This window comes from Rhodanobacter humi (genome assembly GCF_041107455.1).
In the GTDB taxonomy this organism is placed as follows: Bacteria; Pseudomonadota; Gammaproteobacteria; order Xanthomonadales; family Rhodanobacteraceae; genus Rhodanobacter_A.
The window spans coordinates 2,584,883-2,602,269 of record NZ_JBGBPY010000001.1 but is presented as its reverse complement, the minus strand read 5'-3'; the positions used below and the strand labels follow the sequence as shown (position 1 = coordinate 2,602,269).

Below are 17,387 nucleotides of genomic sequence, written 5' to 3'. Positions count from 1 at the left end.
GCTTCGCTGTGGATTCGCGCTAGCGTAGCCGCTCGCGCGGCATCACGTCATGCCGGGGGCGACCGGTATCGGCACCTCCGCCGCACCCGGTGCATACCGGCGCCAGCGCTCGCGCCAGGCGCTGCGCCAGAAGCGCGTGAACAGCATCGCCGCCGCCACGCTGAGGCCGGCGATCAAGCCCATCCACATGCCGCGCGCGCCCAGGCCGTGGTGGAACGCCAGCCACCAGCCGACGGGCATGCCCACGCCCCAGTAGGCGAACAGCGTGATCGCCATCGGCGCGCGGGTGTCCTTGAGCCCGCGCAGCGCACCGTTCGCGGCCACCTGGATGCCGTCGGAGAACTGGAAGAAGCCCGCCAGCACGATCAGCTGCGCCGCCAGCTCGATGACCTTGTCGTCGTGCGTGTACAACGAGGCGATGAAATGCGGCAGCGCCAGCATCAGCGAGGCCGAGACCAGTTGCGTGAGCAGGGTCAGGCCGATGCCGCAGAAACCGGCGTAGCGCACGCCGCGCGCGTCGCCGCGGCCCACCGCGTTGCCCACCCGCACGGTGATCGCCATCGCCAGGCCCAGCGGGATCATGAAGAACAGCGCGGCGACATTGAGCGCCACCTGGTGGCTGGCGATCACGTCCTCGCCCAGCGTGCTGAGCAGCAGCGCCGCGGCCACGAACAGGCCGCCCTCGGCCAGCAAGGTCACCGCCATCGGCGCGCCGATGTGCAGCAGCGCGCCGATGCGCCGCCAGTGCGGCCATTCGAAACGTTCCAGCAGGTTCAGCCCGCGATAGTTGCGGTGCTTCAGCACGTAGGTGGCGAAGCCCAGCATCTCCAGCCACAGCACGGTGGCGGTGGCGATGCCGCAACCGTGCGCGCCCTGCGGCGGAATGCCCAGCTTGCCGAACATCAGCACGTAGCCCAACGGCACCAGCACCACGAGGCCGCCGAAGCCGAAGAACATCGACGGCCGGGTCAGTGACAGGCCTTCGGACAGGCCGCGCAACGCGAAGTAGCAGGTCAGCGCGGGCGCCCCCCAGCTGATCGCGAACAGGAAGCGCTCCACGTCGTGGCGCAGGCTGGGCGCCACCCCGATCAGGTCGATCAGCGGTCCCGCATGGCGCACCGCGAACCACAGCAGCACGCCCATCGCGAGCGCCAGCCACAGCGCCTGACGGAACACGCCACCCACTTCGTCGCGGCGGCCGGCACCATCCAGCTGCGCCACCGAGGGCGGCACGGACATCATCGTGCCGATGCCGCAGACGATCGCCAGCGACCAGAGGCTGGCGCCCACCGCCACCGCGCCCAGCACGTGGGCGCTGACGTGGCCGGACAGCACCGCGTCGATCACGTTGCTGCCGATCGCGGCGAGCTGCGCCAAGATCAGCGGGATGGCGAGGCGCACGGTGGCGCCGATCTCGTGCCGCACGCGGGCACGTTCGGGGCGTAGCGATTTCATGGGACTAAGGGCTCCAGCGGGCGGTCATTCTACCCGAGCCTTCCGGCAGGGCTGTCGCGCGCGGCGGGCTGTGCCAAGATCGCGCGCTGCAGCGGAATCGAGGGGTACGCAATGAAGTCACTGGTCAGCCACGAAGGCCTGCACTGCGCCAACTGCGGCACGCCACTGGCGGGCGAGTACTGCCACGAGTGCGGCCAGTCCATGCACAGCGTGCTGAAGCCGATGCACCACATGGCCGAAGAGACCGTGGAAACGGTGCTGCACATCGACAGCCGCATCCTGCACACGCTGCCGCCGCTGTTCCTGAAGCCCGGCTTCCTCACCCTGGAATATTTCGCCGGTCGCCGCGTGCGCTACATCGCGCCGTTCCGGCTGATGTTCGTGCTGTGCCTGCTGAGCTTCTTCGTGTTGCACCTGGCCACCTCGGAGGCGATCAGCCACAGCGTGGAACAGCGCCAGCAACACGTGCTGCTCGACCGCGGCACCGATTTCGCGCAGGCCGACAGCGCGGACGAGGTGCGCGAACTGCTCGACCAGAAGGTCAACGCGCTGAACGCCGTGCAGACCATCGGCAGCGACGTGATGGCCACGCAGGCGACCCAGGCGAAGCTGCGACTGCGCGCAGCCGCGAGCCAGCGTCTGGTCGAGCTGCACGCCCCGCCGCTGCCGGCATCCAGCGCCACGGCCCCGGCGATCGACCGCAATGCCGCCAGCACGCCGATGCAGCCGGTGCACGTCGCCTGGCTTCCTGATTTCGCCAACCAGCGCTTGAATGCGGTCCGCGAGCACATCAACGACAACTGGCACGCCTACCGGCACGGCGACCCGGTGAGCCGCGAGGCGGCCAAGGAACGCATGATCAACGGCGTCTTCGGCAAGCTGCCGGGCGCGATGCTGGTGCTGGTGCCGGTGTTCGCCCTGCTGCTGAAGCTGTTCTACGTGTTCAAGCGGCGGCTCTACATGGAGCACGTGATCGTGGCGCTGCACAGCCAGGCCTTCCTGTTCCTGTGGCTGCTGCTGTGCACGCTGCTGGCCATGTTTGCCAGCTGGCTGGAGCCACATGCGTTGTGGACCACGTCCCCGCTGAACTGGCTGGAGCGGCTGCTGGTGCTATGGGCGCCGATCTACCTGCTGCTGATGCAGAAGCGCATCTATCGGCAGGGCTGGCCGATGACCCTGCTGAAATACTGGTGCATCGGCTGGTGCTACTTCTGGTTGCTCGGTTTCGTGCTGCTGTTCGCCTTCGTGCTGGGCTTGGCGCACTGAACGGCATGCGCCGCGGCACCCCCTGCCACAGCGACTTGGCCGCGGTTTTGCACAGCGTCACCCACCTGTCAAGGCGTGTCATGCGGCCCGGTCACTGGATGAACGGTCGCCGACCATGGATTGCAACCTGCTGATATGAAAAGCATTTTTTACGTGACCAAAACATGTCCAGACTGTCGCGAAGGGCGCCGCCATGCGCTTCGGCGCCCCTCGTCCCCGCGCCATCCACAGACTTGTCCACAGGCCTTGTGGATAAGCGGAAAAACCTGCGCGGTTGAGTGACTTGCGCCTGATTCCTCGACCCTTGGGCAGCATGTCTCCGCAAGCCTCGACCCGCCTGCCGCTTGCACGGAGAATGCGGCCTCGGCGCGGCCGGGCGTCCCGTTAAACTTGGCGCCATGATGCCCGCCGTCCTGCGCGTCGCCCTGCCGGTTCCCCTGCCCACCTTGTTCGACTACCTGCCGCCCGCGACCGGCGGCGCGGTGCAGCCGGGCAGCCGGGTGCTGGTGCCGTTCGGCCGCGGCCAGGCGGTGGGCGTGGTGGTCGCCACGGGCGTGGAAGCCACGGTGGGCACCGGCAAGCTGAAACGCGCGCTGCGCCGGCTCGACGACGAACCCCTGCTCGACGCCGAGCTGATGCAGACCCTGGCCTGGGCCGCCGACTACTGGCTGGGCGCCCCCGGCGAGGCCTACGCGAACGCGCTGCCGCTGGCGCTGCGCGAGGCGAAGCCGCTGCCGCCATTGGGCGAGGCATGCTGGTCGCTCAGCACGGCCGGACGCAGCGCGCTGGATGCCGGCAGTCGCCGCGGCGCCAGCCACGCCCTGCTCGCCGAACTCGCCGCCGGCCCGCTGGGCGCCGCCGAGCTGGACGCCTGCCTGCCCGGACGGCTGCCGCTGGCGCGCGACGGCTGCTCGCGGCCGGCCTCGTCGAACGCGGCGAGCGGACGGCCAGCCACACCGTCACCACCCGCACCGCGCCCGCGCTGAGCGGAGAGCAGCAGCAGGCCGTGGCCGCGGTGGCCGGCGATCTCGGCCGCTACCAGCCCTTCCTGCTCGACGGCGTCACCGGCAGCGGCAAGACCGAGGTCTACCTCGCCCTGATCGAGCGGGTACTGGTGCAGGGCCGGCAGGCCCTGCTGCTGGTGCCGGAGATCGGCCTCGCTCCGCAGACCCTGCGCCGCCTGCGCGAGCGCCTCGGCGTGGCGGTGGAGGTGATCCACTCCAACCTCGCCGAAGGCGAGCGCGCCCGTGCCTGGCTGCGTGCCCGTTCGGGTGAGGCGAAGGTGATCCTGGGCACCCGTTCGGCAGTGTTCACCCCGCTGCCGCAGGCCGGCCTGGTCATCGTCGACGAGGAGCACGACGGCGCCTACAAGCAGCAGGAAGGCTTCCGCTACCACGCCCGCGACCTCGCCGTGGTGCGCGCCCGCGCGCTGGGCGTGCCGGTGCTGCTGGGCTCGGGCACGCCCTCGCTGGAATCGCTGGCGAACGTGGAGGCCGGCCGCTACCGCGCGCTGCACCTGCGCGCCCGCCCCGGCGCGGTACGCCCGCCCACGGTGCAGATCGTGGACATGCGTGCGCAGCGCCTCGACCACGGCCTCTCGCCCACCCTGCTCGCCGCGGTGGCCGAAACCGTGGCGCGCGGCGAGCAGGCGCTGGTGTTCAAGAACCGCCGCGGCTACGCGCCGGTCCTGCTGTGCCACGCCTGCGGCTGGCACGCCGACTGCCCGCGCTGCGAGCGCCCGCTGACCCTGCACGCCGGTCGGCGCATGCTGGTCTGCCACCACTGCGACCATCACGCCCGCCTGCCCACTACCTGCCCTGCCTGCGGCGCCACCGAGCTGAAGCCGCTGGGCCAGGGCACCGAGCGGCTGGAGGAGGCGCTGGCCGCACGCTTCCCCGACATACCCGTGCTCCGCATCGACCGCGAGACCACGCGCCGCCGCGATGCCTTCGAACACCTGCTCGACGGCCTGCGCGACGAGGCGAAGCCGGCGATCCTGGTCGGCACTCAGATGCTGGCCAAGGGCCACGACCTGCCCCACCTCACCCTGGTCGCCATCGCGGGCGTGGACGAGGGCCTGCTCAGCCTGGACTTCCGCGCCGGCGAACGGCTGGCGCAACAGCTGGTGCAGGTGGCCGGACGCGCCGGACGCGCCGCCAAGCCGGGCCGTGTGCTGCTGCAGACCCATCACCCAGACCACCCGCTGCTGCGCCAGCTGCTGGCGCAAGGCTATGCCACCGCCGCGCAGAGCCTGCTCGCCGAACGCCGGCAGAGCCTGCTGCCGCCGTATGCGCACCAGGTGCTGCTGCGCGCCGAAGCCACCCAGCGCGCGGCGGTCGATGCGTTCCTCGCCGAAGCCTGCGCCGCGCTGCCGCCGGAGCATGGCCTGCAGGTCGCCGGCCCGATGCCCGCACCGATGCCGCTGCGCGCCGGCCGCCAGCGCGGCCAACTGCTGCTGGAAGCGACGAACCGTCGCGACCTGCACGCCGCGCTGCGCCCCTGGGCCGCGCAACTCGCGCGCCTGCCCGCCGCGCGCAAGGTGCGCTGGTCGCTGGACGTGGATCCGATCGATCTCTACTGATTGCGCAGTTTCACCCCGTCAAATTTCGCGCCGCACTAGCATCGGCCGAACGACGATGGGAGGCCGAATGAAATTGCCCGAAGCGCTGGTCAACTTCTTCGGCCTTGGCGGCATCGAGACGCTGCGGTCCACGCATCAGCTGACCTTGGCTTCGTTCGAGAGCATCCAGGGCATCGAGGCGGTGGTCTCGCCGATCTTCCCCGCGATCCTGATGTGCGAGATCGCCTTCCTGGTCTGGGCCTGGCGCCGCTCGTCGGGCAAGCTCTATGCGGCCTACAAGATCCCCGTGCTGATGTACGTGTTCAACTGGATCATCGGCCTGCTGGTCAACGTCGACGTATTCCTGTGGACGCAGCGGCACTTCGCCGCGCTCGCGCCCTTCACTGCGACACTGCGCGTCGGCTGGTTCTTCTATGCCTACGTGGTGTGGGAGCTGAGCCACTTCGTCTACCACTGGACCTGCCACAAGGTCCGGCTGTTGTGGGTACTGCACTCGCCGCACCATGCCCCCGTGCACATGAATCTCGGCGTGATCTTCGCCGCGTTCTTCCTGCAGGGCACCTACGCGAACTTCATACGCACGGCGATCTGCTCGATCCTTGGCGTGCCGATGGAGCTGTTGATCCTGTGCATGGTGATCGATGCCTGCTGGGGCTCGCTGATCCATTGCAGCGAGGAGCTCTGGCCATCCGGCAAATCCGGCTGCTTCCTCGACACCCTGCTGCTGATGCCTTCGGATCATCGCGTCCACCACTCCAGCAACCCGGAATACATCGACACGAACTACTGCAACACCTTGCCGATATGGGACAAGCTGTTTGGCACGCTGCGCCGCGAGACGCCCGACATCAGGCCCAGGTACGGCCTGAGTCGCCCGCAGAAGCCCAACGATTTCACCGACATCTACTTCGGCGAAATCAGCCTGCTCTGGCGCGATATCCGCCATGCGGACTCGTGGAAGAAACGCGCACTGCTGGTCGTGATGCCGCCCGGCTGGGGATCGACGGGACACTGACCGGCAGTCGGCGGACGCGGCCTACAATCATCGGCAGCGCCCAAGGAGCTTCGTCATGCCCGATGCACTGCCCCACATCGTGATACTCGGCGGCGGCTTCGGCGGACTCGCCGCCACCCGCGCGCTGACCGGTGCGGCGGCGCGCATCATCTTGGTCGACCGGCACAACCATCACCTGTTCCAGCCCCTGCTGTACCAGGTCGCCACCGCGGGACTGTCGGCGCCCTCGATCGCCGCGCCGCTGCGGCAGATCCTGCGGCACCAGCGCAACGTCACCGTGCTGATGGACGAGGTCGTCGGCATCGACCTCGCGCAGCGTCGCGTGCAGCTGCAACGCGAGTCGCTAGCCTACGACTGGCTGATCGTCGCCACCGGCGCCGCGCATGCCTACTTCGGCCACGACGACTGGGCCGCCGACGCGCCGGGGCTGAAATCCCTGGACGACGCGCTGGCGATCCGCCGCCGCGTGCTCACTGCATTCGAGCGCGCCGAGCAGGAGGATGACCCCGTGCGTCGCCAGGCCTGGCTCAACTTCGTGGTGGTGGGCGGTGGCGCCACCGGGGTGGAGCTGGCCGGCACCTTGGCCGAGATCGCGCGGCACACGCTGGCCGGCGAGTTCCGTCGCACGCAGCCAGGTGCGGCGAACATCCTGCTGGTGGAGGGCGGGGCGCGCGTGCTGGCCGCGTTCGATCCCGCGCTGTCGACGAAAGCGCAACGGCAACTCGAACACCTGGGCGTGCAGGTGCGCCTCGGCCAGGCAGTGACGGCGGTGGATGGCGAGGGCGTGACGCTGGGCGAGCAGCGTCTCGCCGCACGCACCGTGCTGTGGGCCGCCGGGGTGGCCGCTTCGCCACTGGGTCGGCTGCTGGATGCGCCGCTGGATCGTGCCGGCCGCGTGCTCGTGCGGGACGACCTGTCCCTGCCCGGGCACCCTGAGGTGTTCGTGCTCGGCGACCTCGCCAGCGTGCAGCAGGACGGCCGGCCGGTGCCGGGCGTGGCGCCCGCCGCCAAGCAGATGGGCCTGCACGCGGCTCGCCTGCTCGCCGCACGCCTGCATGGCGACACACGCGCCATGCCGTTCCGCTACCGCGACGCGGGCGCGTTGGCCACCATCGGCCGCATGGCGGCGGTGGCGCAGTTCGGCAAGCTGCAACTGTCCGGCCTGCTCGCCTGGTGGGTGTGGCTGGGCGCCCACATCTGGTTCCTGATCGGCTTCCGCAACCGGATCGTCGTGATGCTGGACTGGGCGATGGCGTACTGGACCCAGGCGCGACACGCGCGGATCATCACGGGTGAGGATGAGGGTCAGGGCAAAAGCTGAAATCGCGGAGAGGGGGCCCCCTCTCCAACTCTCCCCCGCTGCGCGGGGGAGAGGGCAAAGGAAACGGCCCGCCTAGGCGGGCCGTTGTCGGTTACTTCACAAGATCAGGCGAACAGGCCGCGCATCTTCTTCATCGCGTTCGCCTCGACCTGGCGGATGCGCTCGGCGGAGACGCCGTACTCGTCGGCCAGTTCCTGCAGCGTGGCCTTGTCCTCGTCCAGCCAGCGGCGCTGGATGATGTGGCGCGAACGCTCGTCCAGCTTGCCCAGCGCACCGGACAGCGTGCTGAGCAGGTTGTCGCTCTGGTCGGCCTCGGCCACGTTGTCGTAGGGGTCGGCGCCTTCGTCGACCAGGAACGCTTCCGGCGCGGGCTTGGCATCGTCGTCGGCATCCGCCGGCGCCTCGAAGCCGATGTCACGGCCGGACAGGCGCGATTCCATCTCGCGCACGGTGGCCTCGGGCACACCCAGATCCTGCGCCACCGCGCGCACCTCGGCCGCGTTCATCCAGCCCAGGCGCTTCTTGCTCTTGCGCAGGTTGAAGAACAGCTTGCGCTGCGCCTTGGTGGTGGCGACCTTCACGATGCGCCAGTTCTTCAGGATGAACTCGTGCATCTCGGCGCGGATCCAGTGCACCGCGAAGCTGACCAGGCGCACGCCTTGGTCCGGGTCGAAACGCTTGACCGCCTTCATCAGGCCGATATTGCCTTCCTGGATCAGGTCGGCGAGCTGCAGGCCGTAGCCGCTGTAGCCACGCGCCACGTGCACCACGAAACGCAGGTGCGACATCACCAGCTGCTTGGCCGAAGCCAGATCCTCTTCCTCGTTGTAGCGGCGCGACAACGCCTGCTCTTCGTCCTGGCTCAGCACCGGGATGCGGTGCACGGCCGAGATGTAGGCATCCAGGCTGCCGACCACGCTGGGCAGCGACAGGTTGGTGGTCGCCAGGGCTTGGGACATGTGAAACCTCCAATGCAAGGGCTTCAGGTTAGCACTCCGGTGGTTGGAGTGCTAAAGCCGCCAATGGTTCACGGCTTTTAGTGAACCGTATCGTACAGAAATGTCGGCCGCTTGTCCATCCTGCACTCGGTGTCGGCACCGGGCATGGGCCGTTCGGCAGGGCTTGAAAACGGTCGGGACGGGCGCCGCGCGTTCCTCGCGGCCGGCCTGCTGACTACAATGCGGGGACATACCATGCCGGAAGGGGGAGTTCACTTGATCGTCTGTGTACCCGATGTGTTGACCGCCCAGGAGCTAGTCGCGATCCGGGCCGAGCTGCAATCCGCCCCCTACGTCGACGGCTCCGCCACGGCCGGCTGGTCGGCGCGTACCGTGAAGAAGAACCAGCAGATCGACACCGGCAGCGCGAACTACGCGCGCATCGCCGACATCGTGCGCGCCGCCTTCCAGCGCAATGCGCTGCTGCAGGCGGCGCTGCTGCCGGCAGCGAACACCCAGCCGCTGTTCAACCGCTACACCGGCGGCATGGAATACGGCGCGCACGTCGACGCCCCGGTGATGGGCAGCCTGGGCAACGCGATACGCACCGACATCGCGATCACCGTGTTCCTGTCCGACCCCAGGAGCTACGACGGCGGCGAGCTGGTGACGCACGCCAACGGCGGCATGGAATACGCCTTCAAGCTGGACGCCGGCGCCGCCATCGCCTACCCGGCGAACACCTTGCACCACGTCAATCCGGTGACGCGCGGCGTGCGCGACGCGGCCATCATCTGGGTGCAAAGCATGGTGCGCGACGCGGCCCGCCGCGAACTGCTGTGGGACCTGGAAAGCGCCAAGCGCGACATCTTCGGCCGCGAGGGCAAGAGCCAGACCTTCGACGCCGTGAGCCGCTCGCACGCGAACCTGTTGCGGATGTGGGCCGAGGTGACGGGCTGAGCCGTCAGCCGGGCAAGGCGGCGCGCGGCGGCAGCGACCAGTCGACCGGCGCCTGCCCGTGGCTTTCCAGGTAACGGTTGGCGGCGGAAAAATGCCCGCAGCCGAGGAAGCCGCGGTGGGCGGACAGCGGCGAGGGGTGCACGCTCTTCAGCACGCAATGCCTGCGCGTGTCGATCAGCTGGCCCTTGCGCTGGGCGTAGCTGCCCCAGAGCAGGAACACGATGCCCTCGCGCTCGCGGTTGAGCGCGTCGATCGCCGCGTCGGTGAAGCCTTCCCAGCCCTTGCCCTGGTGCGCGGCGGCCAGCCCGCGCTCCACGGTGAGCACCGCATTGAGCAGCAGCACGCCGCGATCGGCCCAGGGCGTGAGGCAGCCATGGTCGGGCGGCGCGATGCCGAGGTCGCGCTGGATTTCCTTGAAGATGTTCACCAGCGAGGGCGGCACCGGCACGCCGGGACGCACCGAGAAACACAGGCCGTGCGCCTGGCCGGGACCGTGGTAGGGGTCCTGGCCCAGGATCACCACGCGCACCGCCTCGAACGGCGTGTGCTCGAACGCGGCGAAGATCTCCGGCCCGGGCGGATAGATCGCCTTGCCGGCGCGCTTCTCCGCACGCAGGAATTCGGCCAGCGCCTGCATCCCCGGGCGTTCCAGATGCGCGCCGATCCGCGCCTTCCACGTGGCTTCCAGTCGCACCTCGCTCATGCGGCCGCGCCGCGCGAACGCAGGTGCCGCGCCACGCGCAGCTGGAACAGCAGCTTGGTGACCAGCAGCTTTTCCTCGACCGGCTTCTCCACCAGGTCGTTCGCGCCGGCCTTGATCAGCGCGGCCTGGTTCGCCGGGTTCTCGTCGCCGGTCATCACCAGCACCGGCAGGCGGCCCTTGCCGTAACCGAAGTGGTTGCGGATGCGTTCGAGCAGGTCGCCGCCGGTGAGTTCACCCTTCAGGCTGACGTCGGTGAGCACCACGTCGGCGCCCACCTCGCCGCGCACCTTCGCGGTTTCCAGCAGCGCCAGCGCATCCTCCACGCTGATCACGTGGTGCACGGTGAGGCCGTACTTCTCCAGCATGCGACGGGTGGCCAGCGCCACCACGCGGCTGTCCTCCACGTACAGCACCTCGCCCTCGGCGCTGCCCTCGGGGCGCACGTAGCCGCGGATGAACTCGGCCAGCACCTGGAAGCCCAGCGACTTGTCGACGTAGTCGGTGACGTCCTCGCCCAGCGTGCGGCGGTGCAGGCGGTCGTCCACGTCGCCGGAGACCACCACGATCGGCACGTAGGTCTGCGGCGCCGATTCGCGCACGAAGCGCGCCAGCTCCAGCCCGTCCATGTCGGGCAGGCGCAGCGCGGTGGTGATGAAGTCGAACACGCCCTCGCCCAGCAACTGCTGCGCCTCGCCGCCGCTGCCGCAGCCCACCACCTCCACGCCCGGCAGCTCGGCCGCCAGCACGCGGGCGATCATCTGCCGCACCATCCTGGAACCGTCAACCACCAGCACGCGTGGCGCCGTGCTGACCAGCCGGTTGCTGATGCTTGTACTCATGCCCTGCCCATTCGCCTGACTTCATGTAGTAACCGACAACGGCCCGCCTCGGCGGGCTGTTTCGTTCGCCCCCTCTCCTGCAAAGCAGGGGAGGGTTGGGGAGGGGTTGGCAAGCGCCCGCTCAGGCCGCCTTGCGCAACTGCCAGGCGCTGACCAGCCGCGCGCCCAGCCAGCCCAGTGCCGCGGCCGCCGGCGGCACCGCCAGCAGCAGCCACGCCGGCAGGCCGCCGATGTGCAGCTTGCCATCATAGGCCTGGCTCAACCGTGCCACCGGTCCGCTCAGCGCGAACTCGATCGCCAGCGCCAGCAGCGCGGCGAGGATGCCGCTGAACAGGCCGTACCAGATGCCGGCATACAGGTAAGGCCGGCGCACGAAGGCGCCGCTGGCGCCCACCAGCAGCAGCACGCCGATCTCCTCGTGGCGGCTGGCGATGTCCACCCGCACCGTGTTGCCCACCACCAGCAGGGCGGCCAGCGCCAGCATCAGCGCCAGCGCGATCACCACGCGGTCGCCCACGCCGAGCAGCGCGTCCAGCCGCTGCCGCCAGGTGCCGCTGTCCTGCACCTGGGCCACGCTGTGCATCTCGCGCAGGTCGCCGATCAGCCGCGCCACCGTGGCGGCATCGGCGCCCGGTTTCGGTTGCACCATCAGCACGAAGGGCAAGGGATTCTGCTCCAGCGCATCGAGCGCGCCGGAGAAACCCTGCAGCTTCGCCAGTTCGTCCAGACCCTGCTGCGGCGTCTTGATCGCCACCGACGCCACGTCGGAGCGATCGCCCAACTGCTTCGACAGCAGTTGCGCCTGCGAGGCGGCCTGGTCCGGCTGCAGGAACACGTTGATCGCCTGGTCCTGGCCCAGCGCCTGGCCCAGCTGCTGCACGTTGCCCAGCAGCAGGTAGAACGCCAGCGGCAGGGCCAGCGCGAGTCCCATCACCGCGATCGTGAGCAGGCTGCCCAGCGGACGGGCGGCGAGCCGGCGCAGGCTCGCGCCGGCGCTCCAGCCATGGTGCTCGCGCCAGCTGGACACGCGACGGGTGTGGCTGGCTTCGTTGCGCGGCGGCGTCTCGGCGTCACGGCGAACATCGGCGGCGGCCATCACAGCACCTCCTCGGCGGCAAGATCCGCCACCAGGCGGCCATGGTCGAGCACCACCACGCGCTTGCGCATGCGCTTGATCAGCGGCAGGTCGTGGCTGGCGATCAGCACCGTGGTCCCCACCTGCTGGAATTCGGCGAACAGGCCCATGATCTCCACCGCGAGCTGCGGATCGAGGTTGCCGGTGGGCTCGTCGGCGATCAGCAGCGAAGGCCGCCCCACGATCGCCCGCGCGATGCCCACACGCTGCTGTTCGCCGGTGGACAGCGTGGCCGGCAGCTGGCGCTCGTAGGAGAGCAGGCCCACCTTCTCCAGCGCGGCGCGCACGCGCCGGCCGCGCTCGACGCGGGCGATGCCGGCGATGGTCAGCGGCAACTCGACGTTCGCGAACACCGTGCGATCCATCAGCAGGCGATGATCCTGGAACACCATGCCGATGCGCTGGCGCAGCCTGGGAATGCCGCGCCCGCGCACCTTGGCCAGGTTCTGGCCGTCCATCGTGATCGCGCCGTGGCTGGGCCGCTCGATCACGCCGAGCAGCTTGAGCAGGGTGCTCTTGCCCGCGCCGGAATGGCCGGTGACGAAGGCCATCTCGCCCGTGGGTATGGCGAAGGAAAGCTGCGAAAGCGCCTCGTGGCCGCCGTCGTAGTGCTTGCTCACCTTGTCGAACTGGATCACCGCGCGCCCCCGCCGACTGCCTGCCGTATCCCGGCAAGGATACGGTATGCAGGGCGCAAGGTCGCCCATCTCCCGGATGCGGTGATCGTCGCCGGTTCAGTCCGGCGACGCTGCGTTGCGCGGCTGGCTCAGCGCCCGGTGAACAGCCGGGTCAGCCGGCGGAACAGGCTGGGCTTGTTCGGGTGCGTGTGCTCGCCGGCGGTGGCGGCTACCTGCCGCGAGGGACGACCGGCAGCCGATGCCACGGCCTCGGCCGGTGCGCGCTCGCGCGGCGCGCGACGCTCGCCGCGCGGCGGGTGGCCGCCCTCGGCCGATGTCGCTTGCGGCTTGCCCTGCACGGCATTCGTCGCCACCGCCTCGCCACCTTCGCGGCGGCGGTTGCGGCCACCGCGCCGACGGCGGCGCTTGCGTTCGCCCTCGTCGATCGCACTGACGCTGGCATCGCTCGCCACGGCCACCGGTGCGACGGCCTCGACGGCCGCCGGCTCGGCGCGCGCGCGGGGCGGCCGCGGCTCGTGCGGGCGATCCCCGCGCGGCTTGCGTTCGCCATCGCGGCCGTCGCGGCGCGCACGGCCGCCCTTCTTGTCATCGTGGCGCGGTTCGACGTAGTCGCCGAACGCGGCACTGTCGGCGGCGGCGTTGGCGGCGAACTCGGCGTCGACCGCGCGCGGCTTCGGCATCACCAGCAGTTCCGGCGCAATCGTCGCCACCGGGATCGCCTGACCGATGTAGGTTTCGATGTCGGGCAGGCTCATCGCGTACAGGTCGCAGGCGAAGCTGACCGCGTCGCCCTCGGCACCAAGGCGGGCGGTGCGGCCGATGCGGTGCACGTAGTCCTCCGCGTCCTGCGGCAGGTCGTAGTTGAACACGTGGCTGACCGCGGGGATGTGCAGGCCGCGCGCGGCCACGTCGGTGGCCACGAGGATGTCGAGCTGGCCGTCCTGGAAGCGCTGCAGCAGCTTCTGGCGCTTCAGCTGCGGCACGTCGCCGGAAATCGCGCCGACGCGGCAGCCGTGCCGCTTCACGCGCTCGGTGACGCGCTCGGCGGCGGCCTTGGTGTTGACGAAGATGATGCTGCGGCTGGGCTGGTGCTGGTCGATCAGGTTCAGCAGCAGCGGCAGCTTCTCTTCCTTGGCCGGGAAGTAGACCACCTGGCGCACCTTGTCGGCGGTGACGTGGTCGCTCTCCACCACCAGCTTCTCGGCCTCGTGCATGTGCTCGTAGGCCAGCTCCAGCACGCGGTGGCTCAGCGTGGCGGAGAACAGCAGCACCTGGCGCTGCTCGCGCGCCGGCAGGCGGCGGAAGATGAAGCGCACGTCCTTGATGAAGCCAAGGTCGAACATGCGGTCGGCCTCGTCGATCACCATCACCTCGACGCCGTTGAAGCCGAACACCTGCTGCTTGTAGTAGTCGAGCAGGCGGCCGGGCGTGGCGATGATGATGTCGCAGCCGTCGTGCAGCTGCTGGCGCTGCTTGTCGTAGTCGACGCCGCCGTAGATCAGCGCGGTCTTCAGACCGGTGCGCGCGCCGATGGCGCGGGCGTCCTTGTCGATCTGGATCGCCAGCTCGCGGGTGGGCGCGATCACCAGCGCGCGCGGGTCGGTGTCCTTGCGCTCGGCCACCGCGGGGGTAGTCAGCAGGCGGTTCATCAGCGCGACCAGGAAGGCGCAGGTCTTGCCGGTGCCGGTCTGCGCCTGGCCGGCGACGTCGCGACCGGCCAGCGCCACCGGCAGGGTCAGTTCCTGGATCGGCGTGCAGCGGGTGAAGCCGGCTTCGGCCAGGCCTTGCTGCAGCAGCGGATGAAGTTCGAAGTTGGTGAAGAAGGTATCGGTGAGTACGGTTTGCGACATGGAAGGAAAAGCCGGTGGGATGCGGGCACAGGCATCGAAGCCGGCCCGGCTCCGCCGCCGGAGGCGGACACGGAGCGGTGGGATGAGCAGCGCGTGGCGGTACGCAGCGCACGGCGGCGAGCAGGCTCGCCGGCCGGCGCTCCGAAGCCGCGGAGGGCGCCGAAACGGTTGCAGTGCAACCGGCAGCCCCGCTGGCATAGGCGAAACGCCTCGACGGACCCGTATCTGCGCGTTTGCTTCGCAAACGCCTGAGCCGCCTCGCCTATGTCAACGGAACCGTCCGTTGCCGCCCTTGAATCGCTTGAATCGCGCCCCGAGTTACGTTGCAATGAGGCTCCGGGCCGCAATGGCCAAAACCCCTCTTTCCCGGTTCGACCCGCGCTTCATGGGCACCCCAGTGTAGCCGATGCTGGCCGCGTGGTCGCCAAACCTTCCTTCCAACCGCCTTTCGGAGATCCCGGTGAGCGACCTGATTACCCATGTGAGCGACGACGCCTTCGAACAGGAAGTGCTGCAGTCCGATACCCCTGTGCTGCTGGACTTCTGGGCCGAATGGTGCGGCCCGTGCAAGGCCATCGCACCGATCCTCGACGAGCTGGCGGGCCAGTACCAGGGCAAGCTGCGCATCGTGAAGATCAACATCGACCACAACCAGAAGACCCCCCGCACCTACGGCGTGCGCGGCATCCCCACCCTGATGGTGTTCAAGAACGGCAAGGTCGAGGCCACCCAGATCGGCGCCGTCAGCAAGGGCCAGCTGGCCCAGATGATCGACAAGGCGATCTGATCGCCGTTTTTCACCCGCCGCGCGCTTTACGGCCATGCGCGGCGGGTGCTAGATTGCTTCCGCGTCTGCCGGGATCGCCCCGATCCCCCTGCGCCCTCTCTGGCGCGACGCACACCTTCCCTCCTGTTTCCCAACGGCGCCCCGCGAGGTTTGCCCGTGTCCGATACCGATAACACCACCCCGAACGACGCCGGCGGCGCCGAGAACCCGTCCGAGTCGCGTCCGCGCGCACCGCGGCGCCAGTCGCGCGGCGCCAAGCCGGCCGCCGGCGAAGCGCAAGCGCCGGCAACGACGACCGCGCCGCTGTTCGAGCAGCCCGCACCGGTGCCGCCACCCGCCACTGCACCGGCCGCGCCCGCCGGCGAAGCCGCCGCCGCGCCGGAAGCACGTGCGCCGGGCCAGCCGCAGAACCCGCAGGGGCAAGGCCAGAACAATGGCAACAACCGCAACAACGAGCAGCGCGAGGGCCGCGGCCGGCGCCGCCGCCACGAGCGCAACCAGCAACAGCGCCCACAGGGCGGCGGCGGCGGCAACAACAACCCGCGCTACAACAACCCGCACGGTCTGCCGATGGACGACGACAACGCCGATCCGGGTGCGGACGACCGCCTGATCAACCTCACTGAGCTGAAGCGCATGAAGGCGCCGCAGCTGATCGCGTTCGCCGAATCGCTGGGCATCCAGGAAGGCGTGGCGCGCGCCCGCCGCCAGGACGTGGTCTTCTCCATCCTCAAGGCGCACGCCCGTTCCGGCGGCGGCATCTGGGCCGAAGGCGTGCTGGAGATCCTGCAGGACGGCTTCGGCTTCATGCGCTCGGCCGACGAGTCCTACCTGGCCGGCCCCGACGACATCTACGTCAGCCCCAGCCAGATCCGCCGCTTCAACCTGCGCACCGGCGACTACATCACCGGGCGCGTGCGCCACCCCAAGGAAGGCGAGCGCTACTTCGCGATGCTGCGCGTGGACGACATCAACGGCGATCCGCCGGAAGCGTCCAAGAACAAGATGCTGTTCGAGAACCTCACCCCGCTGTTCCCGCGCAAGGCCTTCAAGCTGGAGCGCGGCAACGGTTCTTCCGAGGACATCACCGGCCGCATCCTCGATCTCATCGCCCCCATCGGCAAGGGCCAGCGCGCGCTGATCGTGTCGCAGCCGAAGTCCGGCAAGACGATGATGCTGCAGAACATCGCGCAGGCGATCCAGTACAACCACCCCGACGCGCACGTCATCATCCTGCTGGTGGACGAGCGCCCGGAGGAAGTCACCGAGATCGCCCGCACCGTGCGCGCCGAGGTGATCAGCTCGACGTTCGATGAACCCGCCGTCCGGCACGTGCAGGTGGCCGAGATGGTGATCGAGCGCGCCAAGCGCCTGGTGGAACACAAGCGCGACGTGGTGATCCTGCTCGACTCCATCACCCGCCTCGCCCGCGCCTACAACACCGTGGTGCCCAGCTCCGGCAAGGTGCTCACCGGCGGCGTGGACGCGAATGCGCTGCAGCGCCCGAAGCGCTTCTTCGGCGCCGCGCGCAACGTGGAGGAAGGCGGCAGCCTCACCATCATCGGCACCGCGCTGACCGACACCGGCAGCAAGATGGACGAGGTGATCTACGAGGAGTTCAAGGGCACCGGCAACATGGAAGTGCACCTGTCCCGCCGTATCTCCGAGAAGCGCGTGTACCCCGCCATCGACATCAACCGCTCCGGCACCCGCCGCGAAGACCTGCTGATCGAGCCGGACATGCTGGCCAAGATCTGGATCCTGCGGAAGCTGCTGCACCCGATGGACGAGCTGGCCGCGATGGAGTTCATGCTCGACAAGATGAAGAACACCAAGTCCAACGACGAGTTCTTCAATTCGATGAAGCGCTGACCGACTGCCGGCGGCAGTCGGCCACCG

15 protein-coding genes are annotated in these 17,387 nt (G+C 69.3%); 8 read left to right on the top strand and 7 right to left on the bottom strand.

The window, feature by feature from the left end; translation table 11 throughout:
• Positions 1-42: 42 nt before the first annotated feature.
• Positions 43-1,455 carry an MATE family efflux transporter gene (locus AB7878_RS11350; protein WP_369494474.1) on the bottom strand — a complete coding sequence of 471 codons (1,413 nt, stop codon included), beginning with the start codon at positions 1,453-1,455 and terminating at the stop codon, positions 43-45.
• Positions 1,456-1,566: 111 nt separating this feature from the next.
• On the opposite strand from AB7878_RS11350, the gene AB7878_RS11345 reads away from it, so the two are divergent.
• From AB7878_RS11345 to AB7878_RS11330, 5 genes are all read left to right on the top strand, one after another.
• Positions 1,567-2,721 carry a DUF3667 domain-containing protein gene (locus AB7878_RS11345; protein ID WP_369494473.1) on the top strand — a complete coding sequence of 385 codons (1,155 nt, stop codon included), beginning with the start codon at positions 1,567-1,569 and terminating at the stop codon, positions 2,719-2,721.
• 398 nt (positions 2,722-3,119) lie between these two features.
• Positions 3,120-3,707 (top strand): primosomal protein N' family DNA-binding protein, encoded by a 588-nt coding sequence (locus AB7878_RS18545; protein ID WP_500809105.1) that lies wholly within the window; start codon positions 3,120-3,122, stop codon positions 3,705-3,707.
• Complete coding sequence (locus tag AB7878_RS11340) at positions 3,593-5,302, top strand: primosomal protein N' (RefSeq protein WP_500809107.1); 1,710 nt, start codon at positions 3,593-3,595, stop codon at positions 5,300-5,302. Before AB7878_RS18545 ends, AB7878_RS11340 begins: the two co-directional genes overlap by 115 nt.
• Positions 5,303-5,369: 67 nt before the next feature.
• Entirely contained in the window at positions 5,370-6,317 is a 948-nt protein-coding gene (locus AB7878_RS11335) for a sterol desaturase family protein (RefSeq protein ID WP_369494472.1), read from the top strand.
• Positions 6,318-6,372: 55 nt separating this feature from the next.
• Positions 6,373-7,638, top strand: coding sequence for an NAD(P)/FAD-dependent oxidoreductase (locus tag AB7878_RS11330; protein ID WP_369494471.1), 1,266 nt, complete (start codon positions 6,373-6,375; stop codon positions 7,636-7,638).
• 104 nt (positions 7,639-7,742) lie between these two features.
• Here the strand turns inward: AB7878_RS11330 and rpoH are convergent, their stop codons facing one another.
• Complete coding sequence (rpoH, locus tag AB7878_RS11325) at positions 7,743-8,597, bottom strand: RNA polymerase sigma factor RpoH (RefSeq protein ID WP_369494470.1); 855 nt, start codon at positions 8,595-8,597, stop codon at positions 7,743-7,745.
• A 255-nt stretch (positions 8,598-8,852) separates the two neighbouring features.
• Here rpoH and AB7878_RS11320 point away from each other — a divergent pair, with 255 nt between their 5' ends.
• Positions 8,853-9,536 carry a Fe2+-dependent dioxygenase gene (locus AB7878_RS11320; protein ID WP_369494469.1) on the top strand — a complete coding sequence of 228 codons (684 nt, stop codon included), beginning with the start codon at positions 8,853-8,855 and terminating at the stop codon, positions 9,534-9,536.
• A gap of 4 nt (positions 9,537-9,540) precedes the next feature.
• Here the strand turns inward: AB7878_RS11320 and ung are convergent, their stop codons facing one another.
• From ung to rhlB, 5 genes are all read right to left on the bottom strand, one after another.
• On the bottom strand, positions 9,541-10,239 hold the full coding sequence (gene ung / locus AB7878_RS11315; protein ID WP_369494468.1) for a uracil-DNA glycosylase: 699 nt from the start codon (positions 10,237-10,239) through the stop codon (positions 9,541-9,543).
• Positions 10,236-11,078 carry a response regulator gene (locus tag AB7878_RS11310; RefSeq protein ID WP_369494467.1) on the bottom strand — a complete coding sequence of 281 codons (843 nt, stop codon included), beginning with the start codon at positions 11,076-11,078 and terminating at the stop codon, positions 10,236-10,238. The genes ung and AB7878_RS11310 overlap by 4 nt, the downstream gene beginning before the upstream one ends.
• 121 nt (positions 11,079-11,199) lie before the next feature.
• A complete protein-coding gene (gene ftsX, locus AB7878_RS11305; RefSeq protein WP_369494466.1) occupies positions 11,200-12,174 on the bottom strand; it encodes a permease-like cell division protein FtsX in 975 nt (324 codons plus the stop codon).
• Positions 12,174-12,851: a cell division ATP-binding protein FtsE gene (ftsE, locus tag AB7878_RS11300; RefSeq protein ID WP_369494465.1), complete on the bottom strand. Its 678-nt coding sequence runs from the start codon at positions 12,849-12,851 to the stop codon at positions 12,174-12,176. Before ftsE ends, ftsX begins: the two co-directional genes overlap by 1 nt.
• Positions 12,852-12,979: 128 nt before the next feature.
• Complete coding sequence (gene rhlB / locus AB7878_RS11295) at positions 12,980-14,701, bottom strand: ATP-dependent RNA helicase RhlB (RefSeq protein WP_369494464.1); 1,722 nt, start codon at positions 14,699-14,701, stop codon at positions 12,980-12,982.
• A 460-nt stretch (positions 14,702-15,161) separates the two neighbouring features.
• On the opposite strand from rhlB, the gene trxA reads away from it, so the two are divergent.
• A complete protein-coding gene (gene trxA, locus AB7878_RS11290; protein WP_439653789.1) occupies positions 15,162-15,488 on the top strand; it encodes a thioredoxin TrxA in 327 nt (108 codons plus the stop codon).
• Positions 15,489-15,644: 156 nt separating this feature from the next.
• Positions 15,645-17,360, top strand: a complete 1,716-nt coding sequence (gene rho, locus AB7878_RS11285; RefSeq protein ID WP_369494462.1) for a transcription termination factor Rho — start codon at positions 15,645-15,647, stop codon at positions 17,358-17,360.
• Positions 17,361-17,387: the final 27 nt, after the last annotated feature.

Bases quoted from the DNA above. Each gene is read 5' to 3' on its own strand.
- AB7878_RS11345 (WP_369494473.1), top strand. From the start codon at position 1,567: ATGAAGTCACTGGTCAGCCACGAAGGCCTGCACTGCGCCAACTGCGGC.
- AB7878_RS11335 (WP_369494472.1), top strand. From the start codon at position 5,370: ATGAAATTGCCCGAAGCGCTGGTCAACTTCTTCGGCCTTGGCGGCATC.
- ftsX (WP_369494466.1), bottom strand. From the start codon at position 12,174: ATGGCCGCCGCCGATGTTCGCCGTGACGCCGAGACGCCGCCGCGCAAC.
- AB7878_RS18545 (WP_500809105.1), top strand. From the start codon at position 3,120: ATGATGCCCGCCGTCCTGCGCGTCGCCCTGCCGGTTCCCCTGCCCACC.
- AB7878_RS11330 (WP_369494471.1), top strand. From the start codon at position 6,373: ATGCCCGATGCACTGCCCCACATCGTGATACTCGGCGGCGGCTTCGGC.
- rpoH (WP_369494470.1), bottom strand. From the start codon at position 8,597: ATGTCCCAAGCCCTGGCGACCACCAACCTGTCGCTGCCCAGCGTGGTC.
- AB7878_RS11350 (WP_369494474.1), bottom strand. From the start codon at position 1,455: ATGAAATCGCTACGCCCCGAACGTGCCCGCGTGCGGCACGAGATCGGC.
- ung (WP_369494468.1), bottom strand. From the start codon at position 10,239: ATGAGCGAGGTGCGACTGGAAGCCACGTGGAAGGCGCGGATCGGCGCG.
- AB7878_RS11310 (WP_369494467.1), bottom strand. From the start codon at position 11,078: ATGAGTACAAGCATCAGCAACCGGCTGGTCAGCACGGCGCCACGCGTG.
- rhlB (WP_369494464.1), bottom strand. From the start codon at position 14,701: ATGTCGCAAACCGTACTCACCGATACCTTCTTCACCAACTTCGAACTT.